Raw genomic sequence first — 12,404 nt, forward strand, 5'->3', positions numbered from 1 at the left:
AAAAGTATTCTGCGGAGAAGCCTTATGCACCTCATTGCCGTTCCTGCCCTTCACTACAGTTGCGAGCAACTGGCCGCGATTGTCGGCGACTGCTTTGAAGGCTACAGCATGCCGTTTTCGCTGCCACCTGCGGTCTTCGCCCAGCGCTTTATTGCTGAAGGATTAAGTCTGGTGGATTCTTGCGTCTGGCTGGCGGGTGAAACGCCTGCCGCCGTGGCGCTGATCACCCGGCGCGGCGTCTCCGCCCGCTTAGCAGCATTTGCCATTCGCCCCGCGTACCGGGCGAAAGGGCAGGGGAAACGCCTTCTTGCACCGCTAATGGCAGCGTTGCGCGAGCGGGGCGTTGTGAAAATGCAACTCGAAGTGATTCAGGACAATCATCCTGCCGTGGCGCTCTATCGCAGCCTGGGTTTTGTGATTACTCAGGAACTTTATGGTTTTCAGGGCATTGCGGATGCGCTTGTGCAAACGGTGGCGTTACAGGCGCTTGATCCGCTGGAGGTGGTGCGCAAGGCGACGGGCGAGAGTAATGCCATGCTACCGTGGCTGGTGGATCCCCTTTCTTCGGTGTCGCTACCTGCGCTGGCCTTTGAGCACCGCAAGCATGCGTATGCGGTACTGGCTACCCATATGGAGAAGCCGCAACTGCGGTTTATTTATGTTGAGCCGGAGTACCGGCGTAAGGGATTTGCCAGCGAATTGCTGCACGCGTTAAATCAGCGTTTCCCCGGACTGAGCACGTCGGTGGTGGTGCCCGCTCATTTTTCGCCGCTATTTACGCGCGCGGGCTATCTTCCTCTGACGATCAGTCAGTATGAGATGAAGGCCGACCTGTAGCGGTCAGCCTTCACGATTAACGACTTTGATTTCAACAAGGCCGATGCCCAGCCTGCGCGGTGAGTGGCCAAGAATATTGCCCTCATTGCTGGATTGCGGCGCAGGCGGCGCAATCACCAGTGTGTTGCTGCGCGATGGGTTGCTGAAACTCAGGGTTGTGGTGCTCAGCTCGCTTCCCAGGGTTAATGTTTGCTCTTCAGAACCTACGCGCACCGGGATGGGGCGGTTAGCGTTAGGGCCAAAAGCTTTAGCGGTGATCACCAGCGCGAATTTTTCTGGCAGCGGATGGTCGTACTCAATCTTCACTTCGTCGGCAAGATTTGCATTGGACCAGCGTCCCCAGCTCTCCGGGCGGGAGATGCCGCTGAAGTGTTTGACTTCCTCCGGCGCGCCGGCGACGTTAAACACAAAACTGTCCGCTTTATAACGGATGCTATCGTCGACGATCTTCAGAGTATCCACGTTATTTTGGTAGCGTTCAGCGCTGATCACCGTCTCTTGAAAATCGGTTTTCCCTTTCCATTGCGCTTTATCCACCCGCTGGACGCGCTGCTTACCGCCAAGCTGCCCTTGTGAAACGCACCAGTCGGTAGAGAGCGCCAGCTCCGGCGACCACAAGCGTGCCATCTTGTAGCACTGATCGATCCAGACAAAGTTGTCGCGCGGGGCGAAATCCGCCAACTGGAAGCGAAGCGGTGCGGAATATTCGCTTTCCGGCAGGGGTTCAATACGTTTATCCCCGACGCGCACCAGCAACGGCAACCGGAACTGACTCCCGGAGAACGAGACCATCTGTTTATTCTGGTCGATGGTGAATGCTTTCATCTCGTTCGGGAAGTTCCACAGACGGATGATATCCGGCTTCCAGGCCAGCACTTTCTCTTTCATATTCAGGAACACGCCGGACAGTGACTGCCCGGAGAGGCTGCTACGCCCAAGGCCAAGGAAGTTATCCCCGCCAAGCATATCCAGCACCGTGGCGCCGTTATCCAGCGTGCTGCGTTTGATGCCGGAGATATCCTGCTGAGGGTCATCGCCGCGGATCACAAAAAAGAGGTTACTGCGATCTTCTTTATTCAGATATTTCCATGCGGTGTTGTTCATCGCCAGGTGATCTGACGACACGACAATCACCGTATTTTTAAACCATGGCGATGCCTTGATCTTGTTAATCAGCGCGGCAATATGCTGCTGGCTGCAGGTGACAGCGCTGAAGGACTGATTCGGTTTGCCGTCGTAACTGTAGCTTTTGCGGGCGCAGGTGCGGGAAATAAACCCGTCCGGGTGGTGAGTGTCCACCGTCAGTGCAAACAGAGAGAAGCGCTTACCGGCGCGGGAAAGTTCCTCATATTGCCGCCATACCGCGTCCAGCACGGTGTCGTCATAGAAGCCCCAGTCATTGCGGTAGTTCGGGTCGTCAACCTGCTTTTTAAGCTCTTCTGCGCCGGTGAGATAGTCAAAGCCGTGCGATTTCAGGAACACATCTTTACCGGCAAAACGCAGGTTTGCCCCCTGAATAAAGTGGTTTTCGTAGCCGGAGTTTTTCAGGATGTCGCCAAGGCACAGATTTTGCGGAAAGAAGGTGGAAACGGACGCGGAGGCGTTGCCTTCAAAGGGCGCGAACAGCGGAATGCCGCACTGAGACGACACCATGCCTGCGATAGTGTAATCTGTACCGGGCAATTGCTGGGTGTGACTGAAGTCGATGCTGTCCTCTTTCAATGCGCCCAGTTCCGGCGTAAGACCCGGAAATGCCTCATCATTAAAGTAGGTGCGCTCCAGGCTTTCACCATAGATATAGACCAGGTTCAGTTGCGGGGACGGAATCGACTTTGCCGGTTCTTTGTAGTAGGTCAGAAAATCCGGATCGCCGCCACGGGTCTGGGATTTCACCAGTTCAGTGATTTGGCGAAACGCCGGGCTGGCGTCCACGGAACCGAGCGCCAGCACCAGTGCAAGCACGCTGTAGCCCACATGATGCGGGTGATGGCGGCGACGGCGCAGCACCCAACCGAGTGCACAAAACACGGCGAACAGCGCCAGCGCAAGGCCCGCGCCGGGAAGCAGGTATTTGCTTACGCCAGCCCCGGTCAGGCTGCTGGTCAGCGTGTAGAACACCGCATCGTTAATGCCGTCACCGGTAAAATAATTGCTGGCATACAGGGTGATATTTAACAGAATAAAGAAACCGAGGACCAACAACGTAGCGGTGAACCACCAGGTGTTACGACCCGCTTTCCAGGCGTAAGTCGCCACGGAGGCGAGAAACAGAGCAACAGAAAGCAATTCAGACAACCGTCATCCCTCATCAATGCCAGACATGTTGCTGGCTATTAATCTTTGTAACAGGACGTACAATTTAATATTCATGTCACACGGCTGCAATTGTAGCGTCACTTTATTCCGGGTTTATTCAGAATTGGTTTAGAAACGCGTCAGGGTGATCGCCGTCGCTTTGGCAACGAAAGATTTGGATGAGGGGAGAAAAACGCCGCGTTGGGAGCAACGCGGCGAAGGATCAGGAGAGGAAGTTGACACCCTGTTTCAGGACGATATCGCAGGCTTTCGATTTTACTTTTTCCGCCAGCGGCGTGTTGCCAATGTTGCTCAGATTCAGTTGCTCACCGTTTTTGGTGTTCAGCATCCCCTGAATCCCTTCCAGATAGTTGGTGTCCTGCTTTTGTTCCGTTGTTCCCAGGCCCAGTTTATCCAGCACCTGATTTTTCACGTTCTCGGTGTTGGTGAGCGAGGAGAGTTTGTTTTTGGCGCACCAGGTCATGATACCTGCGGCGTTGTTCATGGTTCCGGCGCTGAGTGACTGGTTGCCGCCGTTAAGCAGGCCGGTCAGGGAGGAGAGCGACAGACCACCTTGTTGCGAGGCAGAATTATTCTGGCTGAGCTGGCCGGCGGCGCTGGAGAGCGTGTCCTGCCAGGACGCCGCATGGGCAAAACCGGTAAACAGAGTGCTGCCGATAACAGCGGTGCAAAGCAGGCGTTTGGCGAGTTTCATGTCGTGCAGATCCTGATGTATGACGAAAGCGCCCAGTATACACCCGGGCGCGGGAAGCCTACGGAGAGGAAAATTCTCAATACTCTTTGCCGGTGACGCGGCTACGATAACTCTCCCAGTTGAAGATCACCCACAGGCTATTGCCCAGGCGCATCCTGTCCATGACGCGTTCGCCCAAGAGCTTGTTCATCTCATCAAGATTGCTGTTGGTCAGCATGCCGGTTGGGCGTTTGGATGATGAGCGGCGGTCGACAATCTGATTAATGATCACTTTTTCGTAGCGGGACTCGGTTTGCATACCGATCTCGTCGATCACCAGCAGATCAACCGAACTTAAATCGTTCAGTAACTGCTCTTCACTGCTTTCACGGTTGCCGAATGTCTCTTTCATGGCGGACATAATGTCCGCAACGGTGATGATCAGCACCGATTTGCCACGTAATAACAACTCGTTGCAGATGGCCGCTGCGAGGTGATTTTTACCGGTTCCGGGCTTGCCAGAAAAGATAAAGCTGGCGATATTGCCCTCAAACTCTTCGACATATTGTCGCGCCTGGCTCAGGGCGCGCATTTGACCTTCGGTTTCAATGCGGTAGTTGTCGAAGGAGCAGTTCTGATGAAGCGGACGAATGCCGGAACGGTTAAAGGTGCGCTGCATTTTCATGGCGCGGTTTTCACGCTCCAGCGCCGCCGAACGGATTTCGCCCTGTTGTTTCTGCCAGGCCATTAACTCTTCGCCTGTTTTAAATGCAGGTTCGGTATTGGCGGGCATCATTTTTTGCAGACGTTTCATCAATTCGCCGACGTTTTTCATCGTTATCCTCTAAAGCCTGGTGGGATTTGACTGTCCGGTTCTGAGAGCGTGTTGATATCACGCTTTGCTGCGCCATTCTGACTGGCACGTCCTATTTGCAGGCTGCGCGCCAGTTTTTGCTGCCATTGTACATGGTGGAAGACTTTGCCCTCTGCCTGCCAGTAAGCGACGAAAGAAGCCAGTTCTTCCGGCGTGACCGGTTGCGTCAGCGCGATGCCCCATAGCGCGGCCAGACGCTGGAAATCGGCATCGGGTCGCCAGCCGGCATACATGGCGAATTTCCCCATTGGCACGTTTACCGGCGCGGCGCTGGGTTCTTCGTAGAACTGCGCATCCAGTGCGATATCGCTGGCCGGGCGCGCAAGCTGCGCCTCCAGCGCCAGCAACTGCTCGAGTCGCTGTGGCGTAATGGCGTAAAACGCGGGACTGTTATTGGCAAAAACGGCGATTGCGCCGCCTTCCGTGCGGGCCAGTACGCTGGCATGATCGCGCATAAACTCATCAATGCCGATGACATTTGACGTCAGAATTCTGGAAGACATAACGCGTTCTCAAACTGGATACAACGGATACGGTGCACTGCGTTTTTCACGCAGAGATAATGACACATAGTAACACAGGGAACGGAAAGGACAGTACAGCAGGAAAAAGCCGGGTTGCCCCGGCTCTGAAGAGATTACGCGATAATGTTCAGGGTCACATCAATGTTACCGCGGGTCGCGTTGGAGTACGGGCAGACGATGTGCGCCGCGTCGACCAGTTTTTTCGCTTCTGCCGCGTCCATCCCCGGCAGGTGAATGTTCAGTTTGGCTTCGATACCAAAACCGGTTGGCAACGGACCGATACCCACTTCGCCTTCGATAAAGGCTTCTTTAGGCATGGCGATTTTGTCGCGACCGGCAACAAATTTCATGGCGCCGAGGAAGCAGGCGGAGTAGCCCGCCGCAAACAGCTGTTCCGGGTTGGTCACTTCACCGCCCGCGCCGCCCATCTCTTTTGGTACGCCCAGCTTGACGTCCAGTACGCCGTCTGAAGAGATTGCGCGGCCATCACGGCCTCCGGTGGCTTTGGCTTTGGCGGTATAAACGACTTTTTCTAAAGACATGACAGGTTCCTTATTATCTTGAGTGTTTGCTATAAAATAGCGTGCTATTTATTTGCTGGCAAAAACGCCCGTAAGGGCGCTTAAGCCTGATGAAACCGCTGACGAAGCTGTTCCAGTTGCTGCTTAATGTCGCGCAGGGTTGCGTTGTCACACGCCATCGCACAACTGATCGATTCCGGAATAGAGGCGGCCTGTTGCTGTAGCGCCCGCCCGCTTTCGCTTAATGTGATCACCACCTGACGCTCATCCTGGCGCGAACGCTGACGTGAAATCAGCCCGGCGCTTTCGAGGCGCTTTAACAGCGGTGTTAGCGTGGCGGAATCAAGAAACAGGCGCTCGCCAATGTCCGACACGGTCACATCGTCTTTCTCCCACAACACCAGCATGACCAGATATTGCGGATAAGTCAGGTTCATCGGCGCCAGTAGTTGCCGGTAAAGCTTATTCAGAGCCAGGTTTGTTGAGTAAAGCGCAAAGCAAAACTGGTTATCTAACGCGAGTTGCGCGTTCGGTGTCGATTTCGTCTTCATGATATGAATTTATATAGTGCACGATTTAATTGCAAGTTATTTTTTATGGGCAGGTATAACGCAGCACAACCTGCACCGCCATGTCCCGGTAGTACTGACGCTGCGCTGCAGGATCCTCGTTCTCTTCAAACAGCATTGAAAAAGAGTAGCTGTTTGCCACGTAATGAAAGCTGAAGCTGCTCATCAGGCGGTGAACATCGCGGGCGTTGACCTGTTTACTGAACAGCTGCTTTTGCTGGCCGCGATGGAGGATATCCTCCAGCAATGTCAGGGCGCTGCGGTTGACATCCCGCAGCAGCGCCGATTGCTGGATAAAACGCCCGCGCTGCATGTTTTCCATACAGATAATACGGATAAAGTCAGGATGATCGGCATGGTAATCGAAGGTGCTTTCCACCAACTGCACCATGGCTTCTACCGGGGGAATGTCGGCCAGATTGAGCTGTCTTTCACTGTGGCGGATCATGGTGTAAACGTACTCAATGATCTGCAAGTAGAGGTTTTCTTTGGTTTTGAAGTGATACACCACCATCCGTTTTGTGGTGCCCGCCCGTTCGGCAATCTGTTCCATACGTGCGCCATTCAAACCATATTCCGCAAACAGGGCGATGGCGCTGATAAAGATTTTATCTTTCAGATTGGACTCGTCAAAACGTGGGGGAAAACTGCTGCCGTGGTATGCCACATCCACTCCTTACTGACCATCATGTGTTTGGCGATTATCACCACGGCAGCGGTAGAAAACAAATCTCAAACGCGTGGGCGTTTGCGGTAGATCCACAATCCGGGGATCGACAAGCCTATAGAAAGTGCCCCCACAATTGATGATGCCTTAAGGAAGTTGGTCAACAGCAGGATCATTAACTCTTCGCTGTAGCCGAAATGGCCTATTTTCACCGCTGAAATCATTGCGGTGTACGCAGAGATCCCCGGGAACATCGGGATTACCGCTGCCACGGTAAAGACTTTCGGGTGCGCCAGATACCAGCGCGACCAGCGAATACCGATACTGCCCACCAGCATAGACGCCACGAACGTTGACCACTCAATGTTAAAACCCCAGTGCATCATGGCAAAGCGCGAACCGTGACCAATGGCTCCCAGTAGCGCGCACCAACGCAGGGCGCGATGGGGAACATTAAATACCATTGCAAACCCAACGGCGGGGATTGCCGCCAGCGCCATATCTTGCGCCAGTGCCAGAAAAAACAGGATCACATCCATCCGCGCAGCCCCCATAACGTCATCGCCATCACCACGCCAATGCAGGTCGCAAGCGTTAATAAGCTGGCGATGGCCCAACGCGCCAGCCCGGTATTGATATGGCCTTTAAACATATCGGCGACGGAATTGATAAGCGGGAATCCAGGCACCAGTAACAAAACACTGGCGGCCATGGCTACCGTTGAGGAGTGGAGAAAGTCCGGCAGTGTGAGCATCAAGCCAGAAACTGTCGTTGCGACAAACGCGGTAACACAGAAGTTAATTTGTGGATGCATGTGCCGACTCGCCAGCACCAGTCGTACATACATCGCAACGCTGCTGGCGCAAAAGGTAATAAATGCACCGTCCCAGCCGCCATTGTTGAGCTTGCAGAAGCAGGCGCAAGAAAGACCCACCATCAGGGTGACCAGCCAGCGCGGGTAACGCAACGGCTTTACCTGGGAAAACCGCTTTTCAACACCTTTGAAATCCAGCAGTTTGTGTTCCGTCAGGATCACGATGTGTTGCACCTCCGTCACGACGTGCATATTGATTCCGCGGTCGCTGTTCTTACGCGTGGAGGTCAGGCATTGCCCATCTTTGATGGTCGTCAGAACGATGGCATTGGATGAAATTAAGCTCTCTACGCTGTCCATGCCCAGCGCCAGTCCCAGACGCGTTGACAACTCTTCCACCAGCGCGCTCTCTGCGCCGTGCTGTAACAAAAAAAGGCCGCACTGAATACACAGGCGCGTTATTGCCCGCTGCGATGACTGGTCTGTTTGCATGGTTACCCTGGTACTGTTTGCAACGACGCTCACAAGAAGGGGAGCGAAAAGTCTATTTTTAGCACAGAATATGGGCAGGATGGCGCTAAAGTAGATCAAGAACTGTGCATTAAATCACGATGAAGGCGTTTTATGATGCATTCCTGTTGTGTGTTAAGACCAGTTCAGGTCTGCTGGTGTATTAATGTCCTCATCGTGGAAAAACACGATTAATGAGCAGGTTAGACAGAAATTAATCTTAATTATTTATTAAATTTATGGGTTTTATCTTAATTATCCGCGTATTGATTGGTTTAATTTCTTATTTTATTTTTTAATAATATCCGGAGTGTTTGAAAGGACGTTGTGTTATGTTGACACAGGAGTGGGCAATACTATAATTTTACAACGTTATATTTAATTGCTAATCATGCATTTCACTAATTTTTCGCCGCGTCATTCTGACGAGATGTGGGGTTATTTCGCATTAATTTCATCAGTTAAGTAAATATTAATAACGAGAATTGATAGAGCTCGCGAATGGAAGCGGAGGTTTTATGCTATCACTAAGTGGTAAACATGGGGTTATTATTAGTCGAATGCCCGTATTCAGCGCCGGGATAGAGGGCATACTCGCCCGGCATTTTACCGAATACGAGTTGACCTATTATTCATCCATAGAGGCGATAGCGCTGCAAAAAATACAGTGCGCCAGTATTGTTATTGTCGACTTGACAGGTGAACAGCGGTATGCGCGCAGAAATTGCCAGCAATACTATTCACTGCTCTCGCAATGCGATAATGCGCACTGGATTTTCTTTGTCTCCGGTAGCCTCTATCCGGTTGCGGAACAGCTTCTGTTACGTCCTTACACAACATTGCTTTCTGATGAGGAGTCGATTGCGGAAATTGTCACGACTATTCATACGAGTCATGAGAAAACGGGAAAAATCAGCAAGACGCTTTTGATGCCTGCAGAAGATTTCCCTGAAGAGAATAGCGCGATGGGTGATGCGCTCACGTTTTCCGAGCGGAAAGTATTACGTCTGTTAGGTAAAGGGTGGGGAATAAATCAAATCGCAACACTGCTAAAAAAGAGTAATAAAACTATCAGTGCGCAAAAAAATAGTGCAATGCGGCGATTGTTGTTGCGCAGTAATGCGGATCTGTACACATGGATTAATAGTTCACGGGGAATGAAAGAGCTCAATTTAGGAACGGCTTTCGGAGAGCGGAAAGAATGGGAAATAATTGCACAAAAAGAAACGTAGCCATCATCGAAAAATGCATAATGAGTGAGGTCGGATTGCAGAACTTATTTAACGATCCGGCATATTGTCAATACTCTTTTCATTTTTTTAAAAATTTTGCCGCGTTCCGTCAGGCACTCAAACAGACGTCGTTTTTTTCTGTCATTTATTCTCTTTTTGGACTGCGGGAAGAACGGCGTGAGTGTTTAATGGGGCTGCATTTGCTTTCATACTCTCATCCTGGCGTCCAGCGTATTGTCCTGGTTGAGGACGATCGCGAAGCGCAACTGGTCGGACTTTTTTCATCTTTGCGGTTGCATGGCATTTTGAGTAAATCGGCTTCGTTGCCGCTCTTATTGGAGCAGCTTGTCACGCTCTTCGGTGAAACCCGGCATATCAATGACAATATTCTGAATCACTGGTATGTGAGCCAGTGCCGTACGCTCAGCCCGACAGAGCGGGCAATATTGAACTGTATGACGCGCGGTCTCTCCATGGCTGAAATCGCTTCACAGCTGGATCGCAATGTTAAAACCATACGCGCGCACAAATTCAACGCGATGACAAAGCTGGGTGTAACGTCTGATGTTAGTTTGCTTAATGCGGCGGATATTCTGACATGGATGCCACACGCATATGGCCAGTATCCCAATTAGCCTTTTGCTTCCGGTGCGCCAGGCATCAAACCTGGCGCTGGTGCAACGAGACTACAGGCACACATCTATCCATTTTGCACGGGTGAGTTCCGCCATTCTTTCAGGCGAGATACGTACGGCGCTATGGATTGCTCCGGCAGCCGGCAGGACTTCCTGATACTGTTTTAACGACACATCACAATATATCGCCACGGGGTTTTCCAGGCCGAATGGGCAGACGCCGCCAACAGGATGGCCGGTAATCGTGACCACTTCATCACTGCTTAACATCCGCGCTTTTGCACCGAAGGTACTTTTTAGTTTTTTATTATCCAGGCGCGCGTCGCCTTTGGCGACCACCAGAATGACTTCATTTTTTACTTTTAACGACAGTGTCTTGGCGATTTGCCCCGGCTCTACATGATGTGCCGCAGCGGCCAGCGCCACGGTTGCCGTGCTTTGGCTCAGTTCGATGATATCGATGTCGGGGGCATTGTCGGCAAAAAATTGCCGCACAGACTGCAAACTCATGATGTTCTCCTGCGTAAGACCGCTATTAATCTGTCACAAGCATGTTATTGCTGTAAATATCCCTGCTTAACAAACGCCTTACAACCAGATTATCGATCGCCTTCACAATCGCGGAAACCGGTTACAGTAACCGGTTGCAGTGTCACCAACCCGGGTTAATACTCATTTTGTCACTTCCCTCTGCCCAGAAAATTAAATAAAGAGCCGTCTATGAACGTATCCTGTTTCGTTGTAATGCTGGTTCCAAAAACCACGTGGTTTCACAGAGAAAAAATGGATCGCGACGCGGCAGAATATTCGCTGGTGCGCTTACTTTGTTAGTCTGACAGGAGATCTGCTATGTCTGCCAACCATGCTGCGTTTAACCTCATTTTCCGGTTTATAGAAAACTACGTCAGCCCGATTGCCGGGCGAATCTCTTCCCAACGTCATGTTATGGCCATCCGCGACGGTTTTATTTCCGCAATGCCGTTTATGATTGTGGGCTCGTTCCTGCTGGTCTTTGCTTATCCGCCATTTTCGCCGGACACCACCTGGGGTTTCGCCCGTGGTTGGCTCGATCTGGCGAAACAGTATGAAGGGCGGATCCTCACGCCTTTCGATATGACGATGGGCATTATGTCTATCTATATCTGCGCGGCCATTGCTTACAATCTCGGTAAGCATTATGTGAAGTCGCATCAGTTGGATCCGTTTATGTGCGCCATGCTATCGCTGATGGCATTCTTACTGGTGGCTGCGCCTAAAACCAACGGCACGTTGCCGGTAGATAGCCTGGGTGGCACCGGTATTTTCACCGCGATCCTGGTGGCGATTTATTGTGTGGAAATGATGCGTTTTCTGAAAGCGCATAACATTGGTATTCGCCTGCCCGATCAGGTGCCACCGATGATAAAAAACTCGTTTGATTTGCTCATTCCTGTGCTGGTGGTCGTGCTGACGCTTTATCCACTGAGTCTGCTGATCCAGACGCAGTTCAATATGCTGATCCCGCAAGCCATTATGGCGCTGTTTAAACCCCTGGTGGCGGCAGCGGATTCATTACCGGCCATTCTGCTGGCGGTGATCATTGGTCATTTACTGTGGTTTGCGGGCATTCATGGTGCCGCGATCGTTTCCGGTATGCTGCAAATGTTCTGGTTAACGAACCTTGGGCTGAACCAGACCGCGCTGGCGCAGGGCGCGCCGTTGCCGCATATCTTTATGGAAGCGTTCTGGACTTTCTTTATCGTGATTGGTGGCTCCGGGGCGACGATGGGGCTGGTGTTTTGCTACCTGCGCAGCCGCTCGGTACATTTACGTTCCATCGGGCGTTTAAGCGTCGTGCCGAGTATTTTCAACATCAATGAACCGGTCATTTTTGGCACGCCCATCGTAATGAATCCGGTATTCTTTATTCCCTTCCTGCTGGCCCCGACGATCAACGCCATCATTGCCTGGGCGGCGATGAAACTGGATCTTATTGGCAGAGTGATTTCCGTTGTACCATGGACCGCTCCTGCACCTATTGGCGGCGCGTGGGCGCTGGGTTGGGATTTCCGGGCAGCCATTCTGGTGGTCTTACTCGCTTGTGTGTCTGCGGTTATCTACTATCCGTTCTTTAAAGTGTACGAAAAACAGTTGCTGGAACAGGAAGCAGAAGAAGCACAGCGCGCAGAAAACGATAAACAGGTTGCGTGAATGCGCAAAGAAAGCAAAGGGGCGGAATAACCGCCCCTTTTG

General features: G+C 52.0%; 14 protein-coding genes. 4 read left to right on the forward strand and 10 right to left on the reverse strand.

Translation table 11 applies throughout. The annotated features are described in order from the left end of the window. Nucleotides 1-24 precede the first annotated feature (24 nt). Entirely contained in the window at nt 25-837 is an 813-nt protein-coding gene (locus ACQ3G7_RS09125) for a GNAT family N-acetyltransferase (protein WP_430889604.1), read from the forward strand. Nucleotides 838-840: 3 nt separating this feature from the next. Here the strand turns inward: ACQ3G7_RS09125 and opgB are convergent, their stop codons facing one another. The 9 genes from opgB to ACQ3G7_RS09170 all read right to left on the reverse strand — a co-directional run bounded on the left by opgB (nt 841) and on the right by ACQ3G7_RS09170 (nt 8,287). Then, nucleotides 841-3,132: a phosphatidylglycerol--membrane-oligosaccharide glycerophosphotransferase gene (gene opgB, locus ACQ3G7_RS09130; RefSeq protein ID WP_430889605.1), complete on the reverse strand. Its 2,292-nt coding sequence runs from the start codon at nt 3,130-3,132 to the stop codon at nt 841-843. Between the two features lie 223 nt (nt 3,133-3,355). Then, nucleotides 3,356-3,847 carry a YjjA family protein gene (locus ACQ3G7_RS09135; protein WP_430889606.1) on the reverse strand — a complete coding sequence of 164 codons (492 nt, stop codon included), beginning with the start codon at nt 3,845-3,847 and terminating at the stop codon, nt 3,356-3,358. 76 nt (nt 3,848-3,923) lie between these two features. Next, complete coding sequence (gene dnaC / locus ACQ3G7_RS09140) at nt 3,924-4,661, reverse strand: replicative helicase loader DnaC (protein WP_263098156.1); 738 nt, start codon at nt 4,659-4,661, stop codon at nt 3,924-3,926. A gap of 2 nt (nt 4,662-4,663) precedes the next feature. After that, nucleotides 4,664-5,203, reverse strand: coding sequence for a primosomal protein DnaT (gene dnaT, locus ACQ3G7_RS09145; RefSeq protein ID WP_430889607.1), 540 nt, complete (start codon nt 5,201-5,203; stop codon nt 4,664-4,666). A gap of 134 nt (nt 5,204-5,337) precedes the next feature. Further along, nucleotides 5,338-5,766 carry an organic hydroperoxide resistance protein gene (locus ACQ3G7_RS09150; RefSeq protein ID WP_263098154.1) on the reverse strand — a complete coding sequence of 143 codons (429 nt, stop codon included), beginning with the start codon at nt 5,764-5,766 and terminating at the stop codon, nt 5,338-5,340. A gap of 80 nt (nt 5,767-5,846) precedes the next feature. Beyond that, entirely contained in the window at nt 5,847-6,296 is a 450-nt protein-coding gene (locus ACQ3G7_RS09155) for a MarR family winged helix-turn-helix transcriptional regulator (protein WP_263098153.1), read from the reverse strand. A gap of 43 nt (nt 6,297-6,339) precedes the next feature. Further along, on the reverse strand, nt 6,340-6,981 hold the full coding sequence (locus ACQ3G7_RS09160; protein ID WP_430889608.1) for a TetR/AcrR family transcriptional regulator: 642 nt from the start codon (nt 6,979-6,981) through the stop codon (nt 6,340-6,342). A 65-nt stretch (nt 6,982-7,046) separates the two neighbouring features. After that, on the reverse strand, nt 7,047-7,520 hold the full coding sequence (locus tag ACQ3G7_RS09165; RefSeq protein ID WP_263100972.1) for a threonine/serine exporter: 474 nt from the start codon (nt 7,518-7,520) through the stop codon (nt 7,047-7,049). Further along, on the reverse strand, nt 7,511-8,287 hold the full coding sequence (locus ACQ3G7_RS09170) for a threonine/serine exporter family protein (protein WP_263098151.1): 777 nt from the start codon (nt 8,285-8,287) through the stop codon (nt 7,511-7,513). The genes ACQ3G7_RS09165 and ACQ3G7_RS09170 overlap by 10 nt, the downstream gene beginning before the upstream one ends. Before the next feature lie 536 nt (nt 8,288-8,823). Between ACQ3G7_RS09170 and ACQ3G7_RS09175 the strand changes: the two genes are divergently transcribed. After that, nucleotides 8,824-9,537 (forward strand): LuxR C-terminal-related transcriptional regulator, encoded by a 714-nt coding sequence (locus ACQ3G7_RS09175; protein ID WP_430889609.1) that lies wholly within the window; start codon nt 8,824-8,826, stop codon nt 9,535-9,537. 20 nt (nt 9,538-9,557) lie between these two features. Further along, the gene (gene bglJ / locus ACQ3G7_RS09180; protein ID WP_430889610.1) at nt 9,558-10,172 is read left to right on the forward strand and encodes a DNA-binding transcriptional activator BglJ; all 615 of its coding nucleotides are present in this window, start codon (nt 9,558-9,560) and stop codon (nt 10,170-10,172) included. A 51-nt stretch (nt 10,173-10,223) separates the two neighbouring features. On the opposite strand, the gene ACQ3G7_RS09185 is transcribed toward bglJ, so the two are convergent. Further along, nucleotides 10,224-10,682, reverse strand: a complete 459-nt coding sequence (locus ACQ3G7_RS09185) for a YbaK/EbsC family protein (protein ID WP_430889611.1) — start codon at nt 10,680-10,682, stop codon at nt 10,224-10,226. A 339-nt stretch (nt 10,683-11,021) separates the two neighbouring features. On the opposite strand from ACQ3G7_RS09185, the gene ACQ3G7_RS09190 reads away from it, so the two are divergent. Then, a complete protein-coding gene (locus tag ACQ3G7_RS09190; protein ID WP_263098147.1) occupies nt 11,022-12,362 on the forward strand; it encodes a PTS sugar transporter subunit IIC in 1,341 nt (446 codons plus the stop codon). Nucleotides 12,363-12,404: the final 42 nt, after the last annotated feature.

Source organism: Kosakonia sp. N21 (assembly GCF_050587465.1).
Lineage (GTDB): Bacteria > Pseudomonadota > Gammaproteobacteria > Enterobacterales > Enterobacteriaceae.